20 protein-coding genes are annotated in these 21,924 nt (G+C 63.8%); 4 read left to right on the top strand and 16 right to left on the bottom strand.

What is annotated here, in order from left to right:
• Positions 1–26: 26 nt before the first annotated feature.
• From AC07OV_RS26720 to AC07OV_RS26795, 16 genes are all read right to left on the bottom strand, one after another.
• Positions 27–1,127, bottom strand: coding sequence for an SMP-30/gluconolactonase/LRE family protein (locus AC07OV_RS26720; RefSeq protein ID WP_495093310.1), 1,101 nt, complete (start codon positions 1,125–1,127; stop codon positions 27–29).
• Positions 1,124–1,801 (bottom strand): sterol desaturase family protein, encoded by a 678-nt coding sequence (locus AC07OV_RS26725; RefSeq protein ID WP_494996364.1) that lies wholly within the window; start codon positions 1,799–1,801, stop codon positions 1,124–1,126. Before AC07OV_RS26725 ends, AC07OV_RS26720 begins: the two co-directional genes overlap by 4 nt.
• 76 nt (positions 1,802–1,877) lie before the next feature.
• Positions 1,878–2,741 carry a LysR family transcriptional regulator gene (locus AC07OV_RS26730; protein ID WP_176998959.1) on the bottom strand — a complete coding sequence of 288 codons (864 nt, stop codon included), beginning with the start codon at positions 2,739–2,741 and terminating at the stop codon, positions 1,878–1,880.
• 507 nt (positions 2,742–3,248) lie between these two features.
• Entirely contained in the window at positions 3,249–3,491 is a 243-nt protein-coding gene (locus AC07OV_RS26735) for a hypothetical protein (RefSeq protein ID WP_494996365.1), read from the bottom strand.
• A 125-nt stretch (positions 3,492–3,616) separates the two neighbouring features.
• Positions 3,617–5,017: an amidase gene (locus AC07OV_RS26740; protein WP_494996366.1), complete on the bottom strand. Its 1,401-nt coding sequence runs from the start codon at positions 5,015–5,017 to the stop codon at positions 3,617–3,619.
• The gene (locus AC07OV_RS26745) at positions 5,014–6,282 is read right to left on the bottom strand and encodes a Zn-dependent hydrolase (RefSeq protein WP_494996367.1); all 1,269 of its coding nucleotides are present in this window, start codon (positions 6,280–6,282) and stop codon (positions 5,014–5,016) included. Before AC07OV_RS26745 ends, AC07OV_RS26740 begins: the two co-directional genes overlap by 4 nt.
• Positions 6,283–6,295: 13 nt before the next feature.
• Positions 6,296–6,991 carry an ABC transporter ATP-binding protein gene (locus AC07OV_RS26750; protein ID WP_105522648.1) on the bottom strand — a complete coding sequence of 232 codons (696 nt, stop codon included), beginning with the start codon at positions 6,989–6,991 and terminating at the stop codon, positions 6,296–6,298.
• A complete protein-coding gene (locus tag AC07OV_RS26755; protein WP_176998953.1) occupies positions 6,991–7,740 on the bottom strand; it encodes an ABC transporter ATP-binding protein in 750 nt (249 codons plus the stop codon). The genes AC07OV_RS26750 and AC07OV_RS26755 overlap by 1 nt, the downstream gene beginning before the upstream one ends.
• The gene (locus tag AC07OV_RS26760) at positions 7,737–8,747 is read right to left on the bottom strand and encodes a branched-chain amino acid ABC transporter permease (protein ID WP_495093311.1); all 1,011 of its coding nucleotides are present in this window, start codon (positions 8,745–8,747) and stop codon (positions 7,737–7,739) included. Before AC07OV_RS26760 ends, AC07OV_RS26755 begins: the two co-directional genes overlap by 4 nt.
• A 1-nt stretch (position 8,748) precedes the next feature.
• The gene (locus tag AC07OV_RS26765) at positions 8,749–9,609 is read right to left on the bottom strand and encodes a branched-chain amino acid ABC transporter permease (RefSeq protein WP_176998951.1); all 861 of its coding nucleotides are present in this window, start codon (positions 9,607–9,609) and stop codon (positions 8,749–8,751) included.
• Positions 9,610–9,666: 57 nt separating this feature from the next.
• Positions 9,667–10,869: an ABC transporter substrate-binding protein gene (locus AC07OV_RS26770; protein ID WP_494996371.1), complete on the bottom strand. Its 1,203-nt coding sequence runs from the start codon at positions 10,867–10,869 to the stop codon at positions 9,667–9,669.
• Between the two features lie 207 nt (positions 10,870–11,076).
• Positions 11,077–11,847 (bottom strand): FadR/GntR family transcriptional regulator, encoded by a 771-nt coding sequence (locus AC07OV_RS26775; RefSeq protein WP_176998949.1) that lies wholly within the window; start codon positions 11,845–11,847, stop codon positions 11,077–11,079.
• A gap of 116 nt (positions 11,848–11,963) precedes the next feature.
• On the bottom strand, positions 11,964–12,725 hold the full coding sequence (locus tag AC07OV_RS26780; RefSeq protein WP_495093312.1) for an alpha/beta hydrolase: 762 nt from the start codon (positions 12,723–12,725) through the stop codon (positions 11,964–11,966).
• A 107-nt stretch (positions 12,726–12,832) separates the two neighbouring features.
• Positions 12,833–14,245, bottom strand: coding sequence for an efflux transporter outer membrane subunit (locus AC07OV_RS26785; protein WP_495093313.1), 1,413 nt, complete (start codon positions 14,243–14,245; stop codon positions 12,833–12,835).
• Entirely contained in the window at positions 14,238–16,211 is a 1,974-nt protein-coding gene (locus AC07OV_RS26790) for a MacB family efflux pump subunit (protein ID WP_176998946.1), read from the bottom strand. The genes AC07OV_RS26785 and AC07OV_RS26790 overlap by 8 nt, the downstream gene beginning before the upstream one ends.
• A 1-nt stretch (position 16,212) precedes the next feature.
• Positions 16,213–17,385 carry an efflux RND transporter periplasmic adaptor subunit gene (locus AC07OV_RS26795; protein WP_176998945.1) on the bottom strand — a complete coding sequence of 391 codons (1,173 nt, stop codon included), beginning with the start codon at positions 17,383–17,385 and terminating at the stop codon, positions 16,213–16,215.
• A 258-nt stretch (positions 17,386–17,643) separates the two neighbouring features.
• Here AC07OV_RS26795 and AC07OV_RS26800 point away from each other — a divergent pair, with 258 nt between their 5' ends.
• The 4 genes from AC07OV_RS26800 to AC07OV_RS26815 all read left to right on the top strand — a co-directional run bounded on the left by AC07OV_RS26800 (position 17,644) and on the right by AC07OV_RS26815 (position 21,848).
• Complete coding sequence (locus tag AC07OV_RS26800; protein ID WP_176998944.1) at positions 17,644–18,126, top strand: sigma-70 family RNA polymerase sigma factor; 483 nt, start codon at positions 17,644–17,646, stop codon at positions 18,124–18,126.
• Positions 18,127–18,246: 120 nt separating this feature from the next.
• Positions 18,247–19,584: a lysine N(6)-hydroxylase/L-ornithine N(5)-oxygenase family protein gene (locus tag AC07OV_RS26805; protein ID WP_495093314.1), complete on the top strand. Its 1,338-nt coding sequence runs from the start codon at positions 18,247–18,249 to the stop codon at positions 19,582–19,584.
• 165 nt (positions 19,585–19,749) lie between these two features.
• The gene (locus AC07OV_RS26810; RefSeq protein ID WP_176998942.1) at positions 19,750–20,970 is read left to right on the top strand and encodes a putative DNA modification/repair radical SAM protein; all 1,221 of its coding nucleotides are present in this window, start codon (positions 19,750–19,752) and stop codon (positions 20,968–20,970) included.
• A complete protein-coding gene (locus AC07OV_RS26815; RefSeq protein WP_494996374.1) occupies positions 20,967–21,848 on the top strand; it encodes a TIGR03915 family putative DNA repair protein in 882 nt (293 codons plus the stop codon). Before AC07OV_RS26810 ends, AC07OV_RS26815 begins: the two co-directional genes overlap by 4 nt.
• The last annotated feature ends 76 nt before the right edge of the window (positions 21,849–21,924 follow it).

Below are 21,924 nucleotides of genomic sequence, written 5' to 3' on the forward strand. Positions count from 1 at the left end.
GCAGCCTGCGAGGGCTGCCCCTTTTTTCATTCCCGGGCCAGGGCCAGCTTCAGCGGCAGGCGCGCCATGCTCGTGCTTTTCAGTGAGCCAAGGTACAGCCAGTCGCCATATTCCCGGGCGGTGGTGATGGGCGAGTAATTGCCTGCGCTGCCGTCCTGCAGGTTGGCGATGACCTTGCCTTCGGTATCCAGCCCCAGTACGAAGGCTTTGCGCTCGATCGGCTTGGGCACCACCATCAGTGCCCGCACCATCACCTTGCGCAGCAATGGGTAGCCGGCGAAACCATCCAGCAGCGGGTTGCGTGGCGAGTACAGCGCCACCCAGAAGCGGTCGTGGCCGTTGAAACTGAGGTTGTCCGGCAAGCCTGGCAAGTTGTCGATAAACAGGTCGTGGCTGCCCGCTCGCTCGCCCTTGAGCCAGTAGCGGCTGATGCGATAGGCGCCGGTTTCATTGACCAGCACGTAGCTTTCATCCGGGCCCAGGGCGACGCCGTTGGCAAATTGCAGGTGATCGAGCAGTACCTCGGTGGTGCCGTTGCTGAAGTCATAGCGCAACAGCCGGCCGTCACCGCCGTGTTCGATCACGGCTTCACCGTCCTGCCCGTAACCCCAGCGGCTCGACGCATCGCTGAAGTAGGCATAGCGCCCGCTGGCGTCCACGGCCACGTCATCGGTAAAGCCGACGGGCACGCCATTGGCGCTGCTGCTCAGGGGCACGAGCTGACGGTTCGCATCCAGTGCGAGCAAGCCCTTGATCCCGTCGGCAATGATCAGGCGCCCATCCGGGTGCAGTGCCATGCCGAGGGGCCGCCCACCGGTATTGGCCAGCACTTCCAGGGTGTGGCTGTCGGGTGAGGTGCGGATGATGCGCCCGTCATGCAGCCCGCTGATCAGAAAACCCTGGGCATCCAGCAGCAGGGCCTCGGGCCCGGCGATGTCCTGGGCGCCGATCCGCTGCACATCCTTGAGGCGTAAGTTCTCGGCAAAGGGCCCCTCTTTCATCGAGGGCGCCTTGGGCGGGGACCAGTTCACCGGCTGCACCTTGGTAGGCATCAACAGCAAAAAGGCGAGCGCCGCCAGCAGCAATACGAACAGCAGATGACGCAGTTTCTTGGGGCGGGTACTCATGACGGTTCCTGATTGTCGTGGGCGTTCGGCTCCCAGTGCAGGGTGCCGAACAGGTAGTCCATTAGGGGAAACACAATATTGAAATTACGCCCCTGCATCAGCTCGCGGCGGTGGTGCAGGGCGTGCAAGCGGTGCATCTGGCGGATCCACGGCAGGCGCGCCACCGGGTGTTCGACGGGCAGGTGTTCACAGGCGTGGAACACTTCGTAGAGCAGATAGCCCAGCAGCATGCAACCCGCGAATAGCCCGGCGACATTGGGGCTCAGTTGCTTGAGCAACCACCAGGCGGGCAGGGTGATCGCCAGGCTGTGCAGCACGATCAACCAGGCGGGGAAGAGGATCACACGCCAGTCTCGGGGGCTGTCGTAGGTCATGTGGCCGGGGGTGAAAAAACTGTGGTGGTCGCCGGTATGACGGGCGTAGAACAGCCGGGCGAAGCTGTGCTTGTGGTGGCCGAGGTGGCGGTGCACGAGGTAGATGCAGAGGTTGAAGAACACCAGGGTCAGGGGGACGGTCAGCCACTGGAGTGGGGTGATGGACTGGGTTGAGGACCAGGCCAGGGTGATGCAGGTTGCGCCGTAGAGAAGCACGAAGACGGCGTGAAGCCAGGGGTTGTAGTGCCGGGACACGGCGGCGCGGTAGCGGGCGCGAAAAGCCTCGGTAGCGTCAGGCATAGTGGCGGGCTCATAGTGTTTTTTGTGGTGACTGAGCTTAGTCTCCCTTCGTGATTGTGCTAGTCGGGCGCCGTTCTCAAATCAACGGATCCCAACGCTGCGACCAGTCGGATTCCGCCTTGACCACTCCCCGCAGCAATTCCAGCGCCTGTTGCAGTACCGCCGAATCCCGCGCCCGCGAATACACCAGGTACGTGGGGAAACTGAACTCCGGCGCCTTGGGCACCCGCTGCATCACGCCGCTGTCGAGGTAGCTTTGCACGACACGGGTGCGGAAGTAGCCGGCGCCGCCGTTCTCCAGGATGTACTGCAACGCCAGCGGCCCCAGGTTGAAGCTCAGGGCGGCGCGGGCCTTGTCGGGCAGGGCGGTGTCGTGTTGCTGGCGAAACCCCGGGCCCCAGTCGATATACACGTAGGGATCGGGCTTGCTGACCAACTGCACCAGGATCAGTTTTTCTTCCAGCACCTGCTCCACCTGCAAGCCGGGCCAGTATTGCGGCTGGAACACCAGCGCCGCGTCGAGTACCCCCAGTTCCAGTTGGCGCAGCAGGTATTCGCCTTCACGCACCTCGGTACGCAGGGCATGGCCGGGGATGTGTTCGCGCAGGGCCTGGGCCCAGCCCAGCATCAACGGGTTGCACAGGCTGACTTCGCCACCGATATGGAGCACGTTGCGATAGCCATCCGGCAACGGCAGGTCGCGTTTGGCCGCTTCCCAGGTTTGCAGCAACTGGTTGGCGTACACCACAAAGGCCTCGCCATCCGGCGTCAGGCGCGCCCCGGCACGGTTGCGTACAAACAACGTGCTGCCCAACTGGCTTTCGAGGTTCTTGACCCTGGCGGTGATCGCGGTCTGGGTGACGTGCAGCTTCTCGGCCGCCGCAGCCAGGCTGCCGCAGCGAGTGATTTCGAGGAAAGTGCGTGCCAGTTCGATGTCCATGAAGGCCCCCGGGAAATGAGTGGAAGGCATTGTAATGGAATGCGCTCAACACGGTAGGAGCCGGCTTGCCGGCGATAGCGTCGGTACAACCAGCTCATAGGTGACTGACACACCGCCATCGCCGGCAAGCCGGCTCCTACAGGTGACCGAGTTCATGCTTTGAAATGCGGCCGAATGTGGGAGCTGGCTTGCCTGCGATAGCGGTGGTTCATCCAGCTCATGGGTGACTGACACGCCGCCATCGCCGGCAAGCCGGCTCCTCCAGGTGACCGAGTTTATACTTTTGAAATGCGCCCGAATGTGGGAGCTGGCTTGCCTGCGATAGCGGTGGTTCAGCCAGCTGATGTGTGACTGACACACCGCCATCGCCAGCAAGCCGGCTCCTACAGGTGACCGAGTTCATGCATTTGAAATGCGCCCGAATGTGGGAGCTGGCTTGCCTGCGATAGCGGTGGTTCATCCAGCTCAGGGGTGACTGACACGCCGCCATCGCCGGCAAGCCGGCTCCTACTGGATACCAATGGACCAATGTTGGGTGGTCTGGTCTTCATGGAGCTGGTCGATATCCGTCTCGTATTGGCATTGCGGGCCTTTGCAGCTGTAGTCGACGGTCAGCGGTGCCAGGGTTTTCACGGGGAACAGGGTTTTGTTCTGGGCGGGGCGCTCGGCCGGTGCAGCCTCCAACGGTGGCGCTTCGTAGGTGAGGTCCAGGCTGGCAGCGTGGGCCAGGGGCGGCAGGAGGGTGAGCATTGCGCTCACCAGGACGGTCCTTGTGAATAGCATGTAAAACAATCCGGGCAACAGAAAAGAAGCGCGGATTATAGGCCAAGTCCGCCCCGGGATGCACAGGTCGGTCCCGGGGCGTAAGGCTTGAGTTAGAGCGTTCGTGGTGCTTCAAGATGCTCGGTCGGGAATGCCTGTGCATACACCTGGCACACCCTTAACACTTGCTCATCGGCAAACCGTGCGCCGACCACGTGCAGGCCCACCGGCAGGCCATTCGCTGCCAAACCGCACGGCACCGAGGCGGCCGGTTGTTGGGTCAGGTTGAAGGGGTAGGTGAATGGCGTCCATTCCATCCAGGCCTGCATGCCCGAACCTGGCGGTACGTTATGCCCAGCCTCGAACGCGGTGATCGGCATCATCGGCGAGACCAGCACGTCGTAGTGCTCATGGAACGCCGCCATGCGCGCCACCAACGCGGCGCGGGCTTCAAGGGCGGCGTTGAAGTCATCCAGGCTCAAGCGTTCGCCCTGTTGCGCGATGCTCAGCAGGCCAGGGTCGAGCAGCTGTTTCTGCGACTCGCTCATGGGCCCGGTAAGGCGTGCGGCACCGGCCGCCCACAGGGTGCTGAACACCTCCAGCGGGTCGCTGAAGCCCGGGTCGATTTCTTCCACGTGTGCCCCCAATTGCACCAGGCCCTGCACGGCCCGGGCGACGACGCTGGCCACCTGCGGGTCGACGTCTACATAACCGAACGTGGGGCTGTAGGCCACGCGCAAGCCTTTGAGGTCCGTGCCGGGGGTGAGCCAGGGCGTGGCCCTTGGCGCACCGATCAGGCCATCCCGCGCGTCGGGTTGCGCGACGGTCTGCAGCATCAGCACCGTGTCTTGCACGGTGCGGGTCATCGGCCCCAGGTGCGACAGGATCGTCATGGAACTGGCAGGCCATTGCGGCACGTAGCCGAAGGTCGGCTTGATGCCGAACGTGCCGGTAAACGCGCAGGGAATCCGGATCGAGCCGCCCGCATCACTGCCCTGGTGCAACACGCCGAGGTTCAAGGCCGCCGCCGCACCGGCGCCGCCCGAGGAACCGCCGGCGGTGGTGCGGGTGTCCCACGGGTTGCGGGTGATGCCATATAGCGGGTTGTCGGTGACGCCCTTCCAGCCGAATTCCGGGGTGGTGGTCTTGCCCAGCAGCACGGCGCCGGCTTTGCGCATCAAGGCTGAAAAGGGGGCGTCCACGTCCCACGGCCCTTCGGCGGATGAGGTGCGTGAGCCTTTGCGGGTGGGCATGCCGACCGTCAGGGTCAGGTCCTTGATCGACGCGGGCACGCCGTCCAGCGCGCCGCACGGCTGGCCCTTGAGCCAGCGTTGTTCCGAGGCGCGTGCGGCGTTCAGTGCGCCTTGCGGGTCGACATGGCAGTAGGCATTCACCACCGGGTTGTAGCGTTCGATGCGCAGCAACGCGTCTTCGGTGACCTCCACCGGCGACAGGCTCTTGTCACGAAAATGCGCCAGCAGTTGCACCGCCGTCAGTTGGCCGATCTCACTCATGCCACATCCCCCTGGGCCGCGTTGACCATGGCGCGCAGCAGCACCGCGCAGCCCGCCGCCAGATCATCCGGCGCGGCGTTTTCGATTTCGTTATGGCTGATGCCGCCTTCGCACGGCACAAAGATCATCCCGGCCGGGCCCAGTTCGGCAACGAAAATCGCGTCGTGCCCGGCGCCACTGACGATGTCCATGTGGCTCAAGCCCAGGGCCTGGGCGCCTTCGCGCACGGCGTTGACGCACGCCGGGGCAAAGTCCAGCGGTGGAAAGTCGGCCGTCGGCGTCAGCTCAAAGCTCAAGCCGTGGTGTTTGGCGGTGGCTTCGATCACGCCGCGCACCTCATCGACCATGGCTTGCAGCTTGTCGGCGTGCAGGTGGCGCAGGTCGATCGTCATCTGCACCTGGCCCGGGATTACGTTGCGCGAACCCGGGTGCAGGCTCAGGCAACCGACCGTGCCACAGGCATGGGGTTGCTGTTGATGGGCGATGCGGTTGACCGCGCTGACCACCTCGGCGGCGCCCACCAGGGCGTCCTTGCGCAGGTGCATCGGCGTCGGCCCGGCGTGGGCTTCGACGCCGGTGAAGGTCAGGTCGAACCACTTCTGGCCCAGGCAGCCCATGACCACGCCGATGGTGGTGGCCTGGTCTTCCAGCACCGGGCCTTGTTCGATGTGTGCTTCGAAATACGCACCCACCGGATGGCCGAGCACGGCGCGGGTGCCGGCATAGCCGATGCGCTGCAATTCGGCACCCACCGACAGCCCCTGGTCGTCGAGTTTGTCGAGGGTCTCCTGCAAGTCGAATTTACCGGCGAATACTCCGGAGCCCATCATGCACGGCGGAAAGCGCGAGCCTTCTTCGTTGGTCCACACCACCACTTCAATCGGCGCTTCGGTCTCGATGTTCAAATCGTTGAGAGTACGGATCACCTCCAGCCCGGCCATGACTCCGTAGCAGCCGTCGAACTTGCCGCCGGTGGGCTGGGTGTCGATATGGCTGCCGGTCATTACCGGGGGCAGGGCGGGATTGCGCCCGGCGCGGCGCGCAAAGATATTGCCGATGCCGTCGACCGTGACGCTGCACCCGGCCGCCTCGCACCATTGCACGAACAGGTCACGGGCCTGGCGGTCCAAGTCGGTCAGGGCCAGGCGACACACGCCGCCCTTGACGGTGGCACCGAGCTGGGCCAGGTCCATCAACGATTGCCACAAACGGTCGCGGTTGATCAGCGGGGCGTTGCTCTGGAGCGGTTGCGCAAAACTATTCATCTGCAATCTCCGGTCAGGCACTCAGGGCCAAATAGCGATTCTTGATACTCGGGTCGGCACGGAAGTCAGCGGCGCTGCCCTCGTACACCACGCGGCCCTGTTCGAGCACGTAATGGCGGTCGGCGAGCTTGTCGCAGACCATCAGGTTCTGTTCCACCAGCAGTACCGGCAGGCCGTCGTCCTTGACCTTGCGCAGAATTTTCACCAGCTCGTCGACGATCACCGGGGCCAGGCCTTCGGTGGGTTCATCGAGGATCAGCAGCTTGGGGTCGTTGAGCAGCGCGCGGGCGATGGCGAGCATCTGCTGCTCGCCACCCGACAGCGCGTGGCCGGCATTTTTGCGGCGTTCCTTGAGACGCGGGAACATGGCGTACACGTCTTCGAGCTGCCAGCGGCTGGTCTTGCGCGCGGCGATGCGCAGGTTCTCTTCGACGGTAAGCAGGCGGAAGATTCCGCGATTTTCCGGCACCAGCGCCAGGCCCTGACGGGCGATTTCAAAGATCTTCTGCCCCACCAACGCCTGGCCGTTGAAGTGGATCTGGCCCTGGCGCGGGCAGATGATCCCGAGGATGCTGCGCAGGGTGGTGGTCTTGCCGGCGCCGTTACGCCCCAGCAGGGTCACCAGTTCGCCAGGGTTGACGGTCAGCGAGACGCCTTCGAGCACGTGGCTCTTGTCGTAGTAGGAATGAATGTTCTCGACGATCAGCATCAGGCAGCCTCCCCAAGGTATGCAGTGCGCACACGCTCATCGGCGCGTACGAATTCCGGCGTGCCTTCCACCAGGATCTGGCCGTGGCTCATCACCGTGATGCGTTGGCTGATGGACATGACGATGCTCATGTTGTGTTCGATCAGCAGCACCGTGTGGTCGCGGCCGAGGTCGCTGATCAGCTGGGTCATGATCGGGATGTCGTCGATGCCCATGCCCGAGGTGGGCTCATCCAGCATCAACAGTTTGGGCTTGGAACAGATCGACATGCCCACCTCCAGCACCCGCTGCTGGCCGTGGGACAACTCGCCGGCCAGGGTGTCGGCGCGGGTGGTGAGTTGCAGGCGCTCCAGCACCTGGTCGGCCATGTCCAGGTGTTCGCGTTTGCTGTCGACGCGGCGCCAGAAGTTCAGCGCACGGGCACCGTCGCGGCCCTGGGCCGCCAGGCGCAGGTTTTCGCGCACGCTGAGGTTCTGGAACAGGCTGGTGAGCTGGAACGAGCGCGCCATGCCCAGGCCGACGCGGCCATGGGCGGGTTTGCGCATCAGGTTCCTGCCGTCGAAATGAATCGCCCCGGCCGTGGCCTGGCGCTCGCCGGTCAGGCAGTGGAACAGGCTGGTTTTGCCCGCGCCGTTGGGCCCGATGATGGTGTGGATGGTGCCAGCCTCGACCTTGAGGTTCACACCGTTGACCGCATGGAAGGCGCCATAGGCCAGTTCCAGGTCTTTGGTTTCCAGCAGGATGCTCATAGCCCTTCCTCCTTGGCGACAACGGCGGCCTTGCGGCTGCCGCGTACCTTTTCGAACAGCGACGCCAGGCCGCCCCACAAACCGCCCCGCATGAAGATCACCACCAGGATCAGGATCACCCCCAGCAGCATCAGCCAGCGCGGCCACAGGTCGGAGAGGAAATCCCCGAGCAGCACGATGGAGCCGGCGCCCAGCAGCGAGCCGAACAACGAGCCGGTGCCGCCGACGATGGTCATGATCAGGATGTTCTCGGACATCGCCAGGTCGATGTTCGACAGCGGCACGAAGTGCAGCAGCATCGCGTACAGCGCGCCGGCAATCCCGGTGACGGCGCCGGACAGCACAAACACCAGGATCTTGAAATGGCGGGTGTCGTAGCCGATGGCCGAAGCGCGGGTTTCGTTTTCGCGGATCGCCATCAGCGTGCTGCCGAACGGCGAGGCGATCACCCGGCGCGCGCCGATGAAAATCAGCAGGAACAGCACCGCGACAAAGGCATAGAAGGCGCGGGCATCGCTGAGCGACAGCAGCACCGTTTCACCGATACGGATCTCTGGGCGCGGCACGCTGAGCAGGCCGTTGTCGCCGCCGGTCCAGTCGCTGAGGGTGTAGGCGACGAAGTAGGCCATCTGGCTGAACGCCAGGGTCAGCATCACGAAGTAGATGCCGGTGCGGCGGATCGCCAGGGCGCCCACCAGCAAAGCCAGGAAGCCACCGGCCACGGCGGCGCCGAGCAGGGCGGCAAACAGCCCCAGTTGCAGGTGCAGCATCAGCAACGCGGCGCAGTAGGCGCCGGCGCCGAAGAAGATGCCTTGGCCGAACGACAACAGCCCGGTGTAGCCCAGCAACAGGTTGCAGGCCAGGGCGGCCATGGCAAAGATCAGGATCTCGGTGGCCAGGGTCGCCGACGGCAAGATCAATGGCAGGCCGATCAGCACCACCAGTACCCACAGCAACATCGCGCGCGATTGCGTCTTGGCAAACGGCAGGGGATTTTTCTCGCTCATGTCAGGCTCTCCCGAACAGGCCGTAAGGACGCACCAGGATCACCACGGCCATCGCGCCGTAGATCATCAGGCTCGCGCCCTGGGGCCAGAGTGTGGTCATCAGGCTTTGCACCACGCCCACCAGCAACCCGCCGACCAGCGCGCCGCTGAACGAGCCCATGCCGCCGATCACCACCACCACGAAGGCCACGCCGAGGATCTCCGGGCCGACAAAGGGCTGGGCGCCGCGCAACGGGGCGAACAGCACGCCCGCAACGCCGGCCAGGGCCACGCCGAGGGCGAAGGTCATGGAGAACAGGCGGAAGATATTGGTGCCCAGCAGCGACACGGTTTCAGTGCTTTCACTGCCGGCGCGCACCAGGGCACCGAACCGCGTGCGTTCCAGCAGCAGCCACAAGCCCAGGCCGACCAGGCCGGAGAAACCGATCAGGAACAGGCGGTAGTGCGGGTACACGAAGTCGCCCACCACCAGCACGCCGCGCAGCAATTGTGGCACCGCAACGCTCTTGCCCACCGGGCCCCAGATCATCACGCTGGCTTCCTGGATGATCAACGCGATCCCCAGGGTCACCAGGATCTGGAACATGTGCGGCAAGTGATAGATGCGCTGGATCAACAGTCGCTCGATCACCCAGGCCAATGCTGCCACCACCAATGGCGCGATCAGCAGCGCCAGCCAGAAATTGCCGGTTAGGCTGACGGCGGTGTAGCAGATGTAGGCACCCAGCAGAAAGAACGCGCCGTGGGCGAAGTTGACGAAGTTGAGCAGGCCGAAAATGATGGTCAGCCCGACGGCGATCAGGAAATAGATCATTCCCAATCCCAGGCCGTTGAGTATCTGGAACAGGTAAAGATTAAGCATGCAGGCACCCTCGGCAGGAAGCTGCTCGCGCAGCCCTGCTGTGCAATGTTCAGGGGATCAGGCGAGCGTGCAGCCGGTGGCTTCCACGGGCGGGAACGACTGGCCGGCGCTGAGTACCTTGGCCAGGTCGTCCTTGTCAGCCATGTCGCCAGCGGCCTTGCCGACGAGCAGGTAGTAGTCCTTGATCACCTGGTGGTCGCCGGCGCGGATCGATTCCTTGCCGGTCGGGCCTTCGAAGCTCAAGCCTTGCATGGCCTTGGCCACGGTGGGGCCGTCGAAGCTGCCCGTCGAGATGATGGTGTCGAGCATAACCTTGGTGCTGATGTAGTCAGCAGCCAGCGGGTAGGTGGGGTTGATGCCGTATTTGGCCTGGGTCAGCTTGACCAGTTCGCGGTTGAGCGGGGTGTCGACCTGGTGCCAATACTGCGCGCCGAGGTACACGCCTTCGAGCACATCGCTGCCCAGTTCCTGGAATTGATCGAGGCCGGCGGACCACACCAGCAGCACTTTCATGCGTTCCTTGATGCCGAAGTTCACCGCCTGGCGCAGGGTGTTAGAGGACTGGCTGCCGAAGTTGAGCAGCACCAGCACATCGGGCTTGGCGGCGATGGCGTTGGTCAGGTAGCCGGAGAATTCCTGCTCCTGCAACGAGTGGTAGCTGTTGCCGATGTGCTCCAGGCCGTGTTCCTTGAGCACATTCTTGGCGCCTTCGAGCAGCGCTTCGCCGAACACGTATTGCGGGGTGATGGTGTACCAGCGCTTGGCGTCCGGCAGCAGCTTGATCAGCGGCACCATGGTTTCGCGGATCGCTCCGTAGGTGGGCACCGACCAGCGGAAGGTCGCGTGGTTGCAGTCTTTGCCGGTGACTTCATCGGCGCCCACCGGGGTCATGAACACGCCGCCGACCTTGTCCACTTCCTTGGCCACCGCCAGCGCTGACGACGACAGGGTGCACCCCTGGAAGAACCGTGCGCCGTCCTGCTGGATGGCTTCCTGCACCTTGCGCACCGCCTTGCCGGCATTGCCTTCGGTGTCGATGACCTTGTAGTTCAACGGGCGGCCGAGTACTTCGGGGTGTTGGCCCACCGCCAGGCGTGAACCCATGTCGGCAAACTTGCCATAGCTGGCAAAGGCGCCAGACATGGACTTGAGGCCGTAAAAGGTAAAGGGCTCGGCGGCGAATGCCGACCGCACGCTCAGCGGGAGGCTGAGGGCGGCGGCTGCGGTAAGACTGGCTTTCAATAACGTACGACGCTGCATGGGGTGACTCCCTGGTTTAGTTATTGGCAGGAGCGGCAAGGGCGATACGGTGGAGCAAGGGCCTGTGGGCAGGCCTGTTATTGGATGGCGCGGAAGTTGGTTGGAATGCGGTCAAAATGTGGGAGCTGGCTTGCCTGCGATGCAGGCACCTCGGTGTGTCAAATGCACCCAGGTGATGCCATCGCCGGCAAGCCGGCTCCTACAGGGTCAGTGGTGGTGATCAAACTCCAACAGAAAATGCGGGCTGACCTCGCCTTCAAGGGCGGTCATGTGGTGTTCGGCATCGCACATGTGTTCATGCATCAGGCTGCGCACGGCGCTTTCGTCCCCGGCACGAAAGGCGATCAGCAACTGCTTGTGATAGTCGAGGTTGGCCGCATCGAACTGTTTGCGCTTGGGCTTGTAGGCTTTTTTCAGCACCACCAGGTCACGCAGCAGGTCGTTGAGAAACTGCGCCATGAAGCTCAGCAGCGGGTTGGGACAGGCCTTGGCCAGCAGGTTGTGGAACTCCAGTTCCGCCAGGCGTTGTTCGCGCTGGCCGGCTTCGCTGTCTTCCGGTGCGCTGCAGAACGCCACGTTGTCCTGCAGGGCCTGGTAGTCGTCCTCGCTGAGGCGCCCGAGTACCGACACCGCCAGTTCCACCTCGATGACTTTGCGCAGTTGGTACACCTGCTCGCCGTCCAGGTGCTGGAAGTGCAGGTAATTGCGCAACGCCCGGCTGGCCGGCTCGGTGCCGGCCTGGTTCAGGTACGCGCCGCCGCTGGGGCCGGTGCGGGTGTTCACCAGGCCTTCGACCTCCAGGGCCTTGAGCGCTTCGCGTGCCGAGCCTTTGGAGCACTGGAAGCTTTCCATCAGCTCACGTTCGGTGGGCAAACGGTCACCGGGCTTCAAGGCGTCGGTGACGATGGAGCGCTTGACCGACTCGACAATCACATCGGACAGCTTCTGGCGTTTGCGTTTCAGCGGGCGGCTTAGCATGGCTTCGATTTATCGTATTAATGCGGATAAATAGCACTTAATAACGCTTGAGCCCTCAGGTCAACGCAGGGTGTCGTTTTCGGTGGCAAGGGGTCGCAAATGCGTTAGTGCGGGTGTTAGTCCCATTGGCCGCTGTCAAGGCAACGTGCTGAAGGCGGTGGTTGTTTTCCATAAATCAGGAAGTCGCCCAACCATCGCTCGACGCAGCCGTTGGCGAGGTTGCTCGGGGCGGGTGGCGCCTTGAGCAACAGGTGCTCGATACCCGATGTGATGGGTTCGCCGTGGCTGGCATTGACCAGCACCATGCGCGCGACACGCTGCGGAAACAGCGCGCCATAGCGGCTGCCGAGCCGCGTGGCGTCAGCGTTGCCGACAAAGTTGAGGCGTGCCTCGCCCAGTTGGGCGCGTACGAACTCCATGTCCAACGCGGCTTGCTCGACGCCTTGGGCCTGGCGCAAATCCCGTGGGGTGAGTTCGATCACGTCGTAATGGTTGGTCAGAGCGCGGTAGGCCGGTGTGGCGTAGGACTCCCAGCGGCTGGCGAGGTGGAGAGCGAAAGGGGTGTGCTTGCCGTGGTGCGGTTCGCCGGATTGAGCGAACACCACGCCCTCGCGGTTCAACGGCTGGCGGGCGCCGACACGGGTCAGCACCAGGCGCACGCGGCCACGGGAAGGAGCCGCATGGTCGCGGGGCACGCTCACCACGCCGCATTGCGTGCGGCCCAACACTTCCGGGTCCAGCCGGGCGACGGTGGGCAGTGGACAGTCCAGCAGCCAGTCAATGGCGGTGGGTGGGATCAGCGGTTCGGCCAGGGAGGGGGCAGCGATGAGCCCGATCAAAGACCAGGCCAGGCGAGTCAGGCGAACGCTGGGTTTCATCAAAAGGTCCTGGGCAGCCGTGTGAGAGCGGCTTTTTTACCAAGGACCCCGGGTTGAAAAATGTAGGGTGATAAAAAGACTTCAGTAGGAAACCAGACTTTCGTTTATCAGATTTCGGTTTTCCAACCGCCGCCCAACGCCTTGTACAAGGCAATGCTCGCCTGCAGCCGTGACAGCCGCAGTTGCACGTTCACATCTTGCGCGGCATACAGGGTGCGCTGGGTTTCCAGTACCGTCAGCAGGTCCTCGGCACCCGCCTGGTAGCGGCTTTCGGCGATCTGGAAGGCGGTCTGGGCCTGCTCCAGTTCTTCTGCCTGCCACTGACGTTGCTGGTCCAGGCGCGTGATGCTGCTCAGGGCTTTTTCCACGTCGGCAAAACCATTGATGATTGCGCCGCGATAGGTTTGCAGCAGCTCATCCTGGCGGGCACTGGCCTTGTCGCGTTCCGCACTTAAACGGCCATGGTTGAAGATCGGTGCCACCAGCCCCGAAGTCAGGTTGTAGAACGGGCTGCGCAGGATGTCCTCGGCCTTGTACGACCCCGAACCCACGGTGGCGCCCAGGGTGACCGTGGGCAACATGGCCGCACGGGCCACGGTGACGTCGGCACGGGCGGCCGCCAGTTGCGCTTCGGCCTGGGCCAGGTCTGGGCGACGGCTCAGCAGTTGGCTGGGCACACCCGGGCCGATAGCGGGCCAGCTGAGGGCCTGGAACCCTTCGCTGCCCAGGTCCAGGGCCTGCACGGGCTGGCCGAGGAGGGCGGCGAGGGTGATCCGGGATTCTTCCGCCACTTGCTGGATCAACGGCAATTGCCGTTGTTGGCTGGCGACCAGGCTTTTTTGCTGGGCCAGTTCCAGGGCGGTGGCGGAGCCGGCGGTGTAGCGGGTTTGCACCAGGTCCAGCACGTTGCGCGCATTCGCCAGGTTCAGCTCGGCGATCTGTTGGCGCTGGCGTGCGGCCAGGGTTTGCGCGTAGCGGTCGGCGACGTTGCTGAGCAGGGTCAGCTCCACGGTGGCCTGGTCGAACTCGCTGGCGCGTAGCGTCTGCAAGGCGCTGTCCCGTGCTGCGGCGCGGCCCCCCCAGAAGTCCACCTCATAACTGGCGGTGAGGTTGGCGCCGAAGCTGTCGACGGTGTTATTGCTTTCGGTGGCGTCCAGCGCCGAACTGCCGCTGCCGCGCAGCAGCTTTTCACGGCTGGCGGTGAGGTTGAACTTCACCTCGGGCAACAACGGCGCACCGGCGATCACGGCGCTGGCCTGGGCCTGGCGCACGCGGGCCATGGCGGCAGCCACGTCGTAACTGTCGCGGCGGGCCTGGTCGATCAGGCGGTTGAGTGGCGCGCTGCCAAACTGCGTCCACCAGCGGTTGTTGATCGCCTGGGCGGCATTGCGTTCGGCGTACTGCCAGGCGGCGGGCGGTGCGATACCGCTGTCGACGGTCGGCGGGTTGCCGGTGCAGGCATTGAGCAACAGGCACAGGCTGAGCACGGACAGGGGCGGTGCGATGGATCGTTTATTCACTGGTCAACGCCTTAACCGGATCGAGCCGGGCAGCTTTACGGGCCGGCATAAAGCCGAATACGACACCGGTGACCAGCGCACAGCCGAACGCGCCCAGCACCGCCACCAGGGAAAACTGCACCGCCACCTCGGCCAGCACCAGCACGCCACCCACCAGCAAGGCGAGGGCGATGCCAAACAGGCCGCCGACCACCGAGAGCATCACCGCCTCGGTGAGGAACTGGCGCAGGATGTCGCGCTGGCGCGCACCGGTGGCCATGCGGATACCGATTTCGCGGGTACGTTCGCGCACGGTCATCAGCATGATGTTCATCACGCCGATCCCGCCCACCAGCAGGGAGATGGCGGCAATCGAGCCGAGCATCAACGACAGGGTGTTCTGGGTGCGTGCCTCGGCCTGGATCATTGCGGCGTTGTTGGTCAACTGGTAGTCGCGCTTGCCGTTGTGCAGCTTGAGCATGAGCTGGTCGATGGCCACTTCGGCCTCGTGCACCTTGCGTGCGTCGGTGGTGGCAATGGCCACGTACTCGGGGTTATAGGTGCCGAACAGGCGCACGCTGGCAGCGGTGTAGGGGATGGCGACGCGGTCGTCGCTGTCTTTGTTGCCGGAGCTGGAGCCTTTTTCCGCCAGCACGCCGATCACTTGGAAAGGCACGTTCTCGATCAGGATGTACTGGCCGATCGGGCTGGCCACGCCCTTGAACAGTTTTTCGCGGATGCGGTGGCCGATCACCGCCACGGTCGCCCCGGCGCGCTCATCGGCCTCGGTGAAGTAGCTGCCTTCGACCACCGGCCAGTTGAAGATTTCCGGGAAGTTGACATCGTTGCCGCCCACGTACGCCAGGTAATCCACATTGCCGAAGCGCACCCCGGCGTCACTTCCGTTGACCGGCATGATGCGCTTGACCTGGGGCAGTGCCGACAGCGCCGCGACATCATTGAGGGTGACGATCCCCAGCGGCGTGCGCGGGTTGGGCGAGGAGCCGCTGAGGTAAATAATGTTGGAGCCGAACGCGCCCATCTGCGCCATGACCTGGCGCTTGCTGCCTTCGCCGACGGCCAGCATGACCACCACCGACGCCACGCCAATGATGATCCCCAGCAATGTCAACGCGGTGCGGAACCGGTTGATCCACATCACCCGCCAGGCCGCCTGCACCGCGTCGACCAGTTCGGCCTTCCACGCGCCGTTGTGCTCGGCGCCGTCGGCCAGGCGCTGGCGCAGGTCCACGGCTTGCAGCGCATCGCTGTTGGCCGTGGCCGGCACATAGGTCTCGCTGTCGGCAGAATCGCTGATGATCAGGCCATCGCGGATCTCGATGATGCGGTTGGCCCGCGCTGCCACTTCGCGGTCATGGGTGATCAGGATGACCACGTGACCCTGGCTGGCAAGCTCGTCGAGCAAGGTCATCACTTCGGCGCCGCTGTGGCTGTCGAGGGCGCCGGTGGGTTCGTCGGCGAGGATGATATGCCCGCCGTTCATCAATGCCCGGGCAATCGATACCCGCTGCTGCTGGCCACCGGAAAGCTGGTGCGGGCGGTTGGCGGTGCGGTCGGCCAGGCCCAGCCGAGTGAGCAGGGCCTTGGCGCGAGCATGGCGTTCGGTGGCGCTGATGCCGGCATAGATCGCCGGCATCTCGACGTTTTCCTGGGCCGAACCCGACGGGATCAGGTGATAGCCCTGGAACACAAAACCGAAGGCTTCGCGGCGCAGCCAGGCCAACTCGTCGCTGCCCAGGTGCGCGACGTTTTCCCCGGCGAACAGGTAGTCGCCCTCGGTGGGGCGGTCGAGGCAACCCAAGATATTCATCAACGTGGATTTGCCCGAGCCGGAAGCGCCGACGATGGCGACGAACTCGCCGGCGTGGATCGACAGGTCGATCCCGCGCAATACGTCGACCTGCGGGCTGTCGCCGCCGCCGTAGGACTTGCGGATGTGCTTGAGTTCGATCAGAGGCGTGCTCAACTCAACCCCCGCTGCCGTCGGCCGGGCCGATCAGCAGGTGATCGCCTTCGCTGAGGCCGCCCAGCACTTCGACCCGCAGGCGATCACTGATGCCCAGGCGCACTTCGCGTTCCTCGATGGACCCGTTTTTTGCCACTACGCGGGCGATCTGCTTGTCGGTGCCGTGGCTGCCCAGCAGGGCGGCGACCGGTACCGTGAGGGCGTCCTTGACCTGGCTGGCGACAAAAAATACCTGGGTGGTCATTTCGGCCATCAGTGCATTGTCGGCGTTGTCCACGTCCAATAGCACGGTGTACAGCACCACGCGGCCGCTGCCGCTCTTGCTTGAACTGCTGGGGCTACCGCTGCCCTGGCTGGTTTCATTGAGCGGCTTGGGCGGGATCGGCAGGATCTGGCGCACCGTGCTGGTCCAGCGCCGGTTGCCACCGGCCAGGGTGGTGAAATAGGCGGTCATGCCGGGTTTGACGTGACCGATGTCGGCTTCGGAGACCTCGGCCCACACGGTCATCGGCGACAGCTTGGCAATACGCAGGATCAACGGTGTCTGCTGCTGGGCATTGAGGGTCTGGCCGACCCGCGCGTCCACCGCGACCACGGTACCCGCCATGGGCGCGAAAATCCGCGTGTAGCCCAGTTCGGCTTCGTCACTGCGCAGGCTGGCCTGGGCCTGGCGGATCTGCGCCTGGAACATGTCGACCCGCGCCTGGGTGGCGCTCAGCTCGGCCTTGGCGGTTTGCACATCTTCTTCGCGGGTGGCGTTGCCGGCGGCCAGGCGTTGCTGGCGCTGGTACTTCTGGCGCGCCAGTTCGTGCTGGGCTTTTTGCTCTTGCAGTTGAGCCTTGAGGTTCTCGATGGCATAGCGGCTGGCGTCGAGCTTGGCCTTTTGCGTGGACGGGTCGATCTCCACCAGCAACTGGCCTTCCTTGACCTGGTCGCCGGCCTCCACGTGGATCTTCTGGATCTGCCCCGAAGCCTGGGCGCCCACGTCGACATAGCGACGCGGTTGCAGGGTGCCCAGGGCGGTCACGCTGTTTTCAATATTGCCGCGGGTGACGGTGACCGTGGCCAGGTTGTCGCGGCCCGACGGCAGCACCTGCCAGGCGGCAACCGCGATGATGGGGATCAGGCACGCCACAACAAGCAGGGCGCGTCGGGCAGGTCGAGGGCGTTTCATGCTTAGGTTCCAGCCGGGAAAGTTCGGAGCGCAGTTGCGCTGAGCTGACAGTTAAACGTTGGAAATGCGTGGGGATTTAGGCTGTTACACAAGCGGTTACAGGTCTGGTCGGTAAAAAAATTTGCGTGTGGGTGTGAGACTTCTTTAAAAGTAGATGAGAATTACTATAAATTGCACGCACTCAAACTGCCATCATCGATGGGCTGTCTTCTTTAGCACTCAAGGATCTGATGCCGTCCCTCCGGACGGCCGGGAGTCATGTTGGAAAACTACTATCGCGAGCTGGTGTGTTTCCTCAACGCCAAGCTGGGCAACCGTCAGGTGGCCGAGGATGTGGTGCATGACGCTTATGTCCGGGTGCTGGAGCGCTCCAGCGACACGCCGATCGAGCAGCCCCGGGCGTTTCTGTACCGCACCGCGCTCAATCTGGTGATCGACGGCCATCGGCGCAACGCCCTGCGCCAGGCCGAACCCCTGGACGTGCTCGACAGCGAAGAACGCTTTGCCGCCAGTTCCCCCCACGCCACCCACGACCAGGGCCAGCGCCTGGAGATGCTCGAGCGCGCCCTGGCCGAGCTGCCCGCGGTCTGCCGCGACAGCTTCCTGCTGCGCAAGCTCGACGGCTTGTCCCACCCGCAGATCGCTGAACGCCTGTGCATTTCCCGCAGCCTCGTGGAAAAGCACATCGTCAATGCCATGAAGCACTGCCGGGTGCGCATGCGCGAGTGGGAAGCACACTGATCAGCGATCAGTTAAATTTTATTTCACTGTCCTCGTTTCCTATCAACACACGGCCTGTTGTTCAGGCCTTGAAGGTATTCCCGCCCCAATCGCCAAGGGGCTTATCCAGAGGACACTGGAATGACACAGGCAATTGCTTCGCCCGCGGTTCACGACCTGATCGGTATCGGTTTCGGCCCTTCGAACCTGGCGCTGGCCATCGCCCTGCAGGAGCGTGAAAAGGCCCAGGGCAAACTGGACGTGCTGTTTCTCGACAAGCAGGCCGACTACCGCTGGCACGGCAATACCCTGGTGACCCAGAGCGAATTGCAGATCTCGTTCCTCAAGGACCTGGTCACCCTGCGCAACCCCACCAGCCCTTACTCCTTCGTCAACTACCTCAAGGCCCACGACCGCCTGGTGGACTTCATCAACCTGGGCACCTTCTACCCGTGCCGCATGGAGTACAACGACTACCTGCGCTGGGTTGCCGGGCAGTTCCAGGCCCAGGCCCGCTACGGCGAGGAAGTGCTGGCCATCGAGCCGATCCTGCACCAGCAACAGGTTGAAGCCTTGCGTGTGATTTCCCGCGATGCCGTGGGTGAGCAGCATGTGCGCACCACCCGCTCGGTGGTGGTCAGCGCCGGGGGCACGCCGCGCATTCCTGAAGCCTTCAAGGCCCTCAAGGACGACGGCCGTGTGTTCCATCACTCCCAATACCTGGCACGCATGGCCACCCAGCCGTGTGTCGAGGGCAAGGCGATGCGCATCGCGATCATCGGCGGTGGCCAGAGCGCGGCCGAGGCCTTTATCGATCTGAATGACAGCTTCCCGTCGGTGCAGGTCGACATGATCCTGCGCGGTTCGGCGCTCAAGCCGGCCGATGACAGCCCGTTCGTCAACGAAGTGTTCTCGCCGGCCTTTACCGACCTGGTGTTCCAGCAGGTGGGTGCCGAGCGTGAGCGCCTGGTCGCCGAGTACCAGAATACCAACTACTCGGTGGTGGACCTGGACCTGATCGAACGCATCTACGGGATTTTCTATCGTCAGAAAGTCTCCGGCATTGCACGCCAGGCCTTCCGCACCATGACTGTGGTCGAAAAAGCCAGCGCCAGCCCGCTGGGTATCGAACTGGCCTTGCGCAACAACGCCACCGGCGAAACCAGCGTGAGCCATTACGACGCCGTGGTGCTGGCCACCGGTTACGAGCGCCAGATGCACCGCGAGCTGCTGGCGCCGCTGGAAGCCTACATGGGCGACTTCGAAGTGGCGCGCGACTACCGCATCGTTACCGACGAGCGCTGCAAGGCGGGTATCTACATTCAGGGCTTCAGCCAGGCCAGCCACGGCCTGAGCGACACCTTGCTGTCGGTGCTGCCGATCCGCGCGGACGAGATTGCCGCCTCGTTGTTCGAGCACGACCGCAGCCGTGGCAAGGGGCGCTCGGTGCAGGACCTGTTGCTCGCGACAGCGAGCTGATCCCTGGTTCTGGTCGCGTAACCCCTGTAGGAGTCCGGCTTGCCGGCGATGGCGTCTGCATGATCGCCATCGCCGGCAAGCCGGGCTCCTACAGTTCGTCATTGCACGCTGGCATTTGCGGGTGCTCGCTGATACTGTACAAAAAACCAGTATCGGTAGCCCTCCATGCAGTTGATCGAAAAACTCAGCATCCTCGCCGACGCCGCCAAGTACGACGCTTCGTGCGCCAGCAGTGGTGCGCCCAAGCGCAGTTCCGAGGGCAAGGCGGGGCTGGGTTCCACCGATGGCATGGGCATCTGCCACAGCTACACGCCCGACGGGCGCTGCGTCTCGCTGCTCAAGGTGTTGCTCACCAACTTCTGCCTCTACGACTGCCAATACTGCGTCAACCGCCGCTCCAGCGACGTGCCCCGTGCACGCTTCAGCCCGGAGGAGGTGGTCACCCTGACCCTGGATTTCTACCGGCGCAATTGCGTCAGCGGGCTGTTTCTCAGTTCCGGCATCATCCGTTCGTCCGACTACACCATGGAACAGCTGGTGCGCGTCGCGAAACTGCTGCGCGAAGAGCATGACTTTCGCGGCTACATTCACCTCAAGACCATTCCTGACGCCGACCCGGCACTGATCGCCGAAGCGGGGCGCTATGCCGACCGCCTGAGCGTGAACATCGAACTGCCCACCGAGGCCAGCCTGCAGACCCTGGCACCGGAAAAAAAGATCGTGTCGATCAAGCAGGCCATGCAGACCATCTACACCGGCGAGCAAACGGTGCGCAACGAGCCGCGCGCGCCGCGTTTTGCCCCGGCCGGGCAGAGCACCCAATTGATTGTGGGCGCCGACGACACCGACGACAGCACCATCCTCCACGGTGCCGAGGCGCTGTACGGCAATTTCAAGCTGCGCCGTGTGTATTACTCGGCGTTCAGCCCCATCCCCAACAGCCCGAAAAGCGTGCCCCTGGCCGCGCCACCGCTGATGCGCGAGCACCGCTTGTACCAGGCCGATTTTTTGCTGCGCAGCTACGGGTTCAGTGCCAATGAACTGTTCGAAGGCCCCGGCCACCTGGCCCTGGACATCGACCCCAAGCTGGCCTGGGCGCTGGAGCACCGTGAAGTGTTCCCGCTGGACCTGAACCGCGCCGAGCCCACCTTGATCGCTCGTATTCCAGGTATTGGCCTGCGCACCACCCAGCGCCTGGTCGACCTGCGCCGCGAACGCAAGATCCGCTTCGAAGACCTGGCCCGCATGCGCTGCGTGCTGGCCAAGGCCAAGCCGTTTTTCATCACCAGTGACTACCACCCGCAACAGGCTGACAGCACCAGCGTGTTGCTGCGCGAGCAACTGCGCGACCGCCCGCAGCCGCAACAAATGGGGTTGTGGGGATGATCAGCCTGGAATGCGACAACCTGTTCAGCACCTGGCGAGACCAGGCGCGTTGGCTCCTTAGCCATCAGGTGGACCCCAGCCAGGTGAGTTGGGGCGAGGTGCAGGCGGCTGACCTGTTTGCCACCGATGAACCCATCCCCGCCGGGCTTGGGCCGTTCCAGACGCGGGTGCCCAAGGCCCTGCTGGAGCTGCTGGAATCCGCCGCCTGCTACCACGGCGACCAGCGCTGGAGCCTGTTGTATGAAGTGCTGTGGCGCGTCAGCCATGGCGACCGCACCGCGATGCTGGCCGGTGACAAGCTGGGCAGTGAGTTGCAGCGGCGTATCAAGCAGGTGAGTCGCGAAGCGCACCACTTGCATGCGTTTGTCCGGTTTGTCGCGCTGCCGGCCGAGGCGGGCCCTGAGTTGCCGGAATATGTGGCATGGCATGAGCCGGCCCATGACATATTGAAATCTGCCAGCCAGCATTTTGTCGGGCGCATGGGGCGCCACCGCTGGATGATCGCCACGCCGCTGGACGGGGTGTATTACGACGGCGAACAGATGATTCACCAACGCAAGTGCCCCGAGGCCTGGCAGCAATTGGCGCAGAACGTCGAGGACCCCCACAGTGACATGTGGCTGACCTACTACAGCCACATCTTCAACCCGGCACGCTTGAATCCCAAGGTCATGGAAGGGCATTTGCCCAGCCGGTTCTGGAAGAATTTGCCGGAGGGCAAGTTGATCCCGGGGTTGATCACCGAGGCGCGGATGGGCAAGCAGAAGGATGGCCAGGCCAGGCTGATTGGCACCAAGCCAGGCAAAAAAATTGTGAACCCGATCAATGTGGGAGCTGGCTTGCCTGCGATGACAATAGGCCAGTCAACCCAAGGCTGACTGACCCACGCGCAACCCATTGTAGGAGCCGGCTTGCCGGCGATGAGGCCCTTCAAACCGCTGCACGATTCAAGGC

It is taken from the genome of Pseudomonas sp. GW821-FHT09A09 (assembly GCF_059418405.1).

What these genes read in the sequence shown, in the direction of transcription:
- AC07OV_RS26805 (WP_495093314.1), top strand. Translation starts at nt 18,247, where the DNA reads ATGACACAGGCAATTGCTTCGCCCGCGGTTCACGACCTGATCGGTATC.
- AC07OV_RS26760 (WP_495093311.1), bottom strand. Translation starts at nt 8,747, where the DNA reads ATGAGCGAGAAAAATCCCCTGCCGTTTGCCAAGACGCAATCGCGCGCG.
- AC07OV_RS26720 (WP_495093310.1), bottom strand. Translation starts at nt 1,127, where the DNA reads ATGAGTACCCGCCCCAAGAAACTGCGTCATCTGCTGTTCGTATTGCTG.
- AC07OV_RS26755 (WP_176998953.1), bottom strand. Translation starts at nt 7,740, where the DNA reads ATGAGCATCCTGCTGGAAACCAAAGACCTGGAACTGGCCTATGGCGCC.
- AC07OV_RS26735 (WP_494996365.1), bottom strand. Translation starts at nt 3,491, where the DNA reads ATGCTCACCCTCCTGCCGCCCCTGGCCCACGCTGCCAGCCTGGACCTC.
- AC07OV_RS26750 (WP_105522648.1), bottom strand. Translation starts at nt 6,991, where the DNA reads ATGCTGATCGTCGAGAACATTCATTCCTACTACGACAAGAGCCACGTG.
- AC07OV_RS26740 (WP_494996366.1), bottom strand. Translation starts at nt 5,017, where the DNA reads ATGAGTGAGATCGGCCAACTGACGGCGGTGCAACTGCTGGCGCATTTT.
- AC07OV_RS26775 (WP_176998949.1), bottom strand. Translation starts at nt 11,847, where the DNA reads ATGCTAAGCCGCCCGCTGAAACGCAAACGCCAGAAGCTGTCCGATGTG.
- AC07OV_RS26810 (WP_176998942.1), top strand. Translation starts at nt 19,750, where the DNA reads ATGCAGTTGATCGAAAAACTCAGCATCCTCGCCGACGCCGCCAAGTAC.
- AC07OV_RS26815 (WP_494996374.1), top strand. Translation starts at nt 20,967, where the DNA reads ATGATCAGCCTGGAATGCGACAACCTGTTCAGCACCTGGCGAGACCAG.
- AC07OV_RS26745 (WP_494996367.1), bottom strand. Translation starts at nt 6,282, where the DNA reads ATGAATAGTTTTGCGCAACCGCTCCAGAGCAACGCCCCGCTGATCAAC.
- AC07OV_RS26725 (WP_494996364.1), bottom strand. Translation starts at nt 1,801, where the DNA reads ATGCCTGACGCTACCGAGGCTTTTCGCGCCCGCTACCGCGCCGCCGTG.
- AC07OV_RS26765 (WP_176998951.1), bottom strand. Translation starts at nt 9,609, where the DNA reads ATGCTTAATCTTTACCTGTTCCAGATACTCAACGGCCTGGGATTGGGA.
- AC07OV_RS26770 (WP_494996371.1), bottom strand. Translation starts at nt 10,869, where the DNA reads ATGCAGCGTCGTACGTTATTGAAAGCCAGTCTTACCGCAGCCGCCGCC.
- AC07OV_RS26780 (WP_495093312.1), bottom strand. Translation starts at nt 12,725, where the DNA reads ATGAAACCCAGCGTTCGCCTGACTCGCCTGGCCTGGTCTTTGATCGGG.
- AC07OV_RS26730 (WP_176998959.1), bottom strand. Translation starts at nt 2,741, where the DNA reads ATGGACATCGAACTGGCACGCACTTTCCTCGAAATCACTCGCTGCGGC.
- AC07OV_RS26800 (WP_176998944.1), top strand. Translation starts at nt 17,644, where the DNA reads ATGTTGGAAAACTACTATCGCGAGCTGGTGTGTTTCCTCAACGCCAAG.
- AC07OV_RS26795 (WP_176998945.1), bottom strand. Translation starts at nt 17,385, where the DNA reads ATGAAACGCCCTCGACCTGCCCGACGCGCCCTGCTTGTTGTGGCGTGC.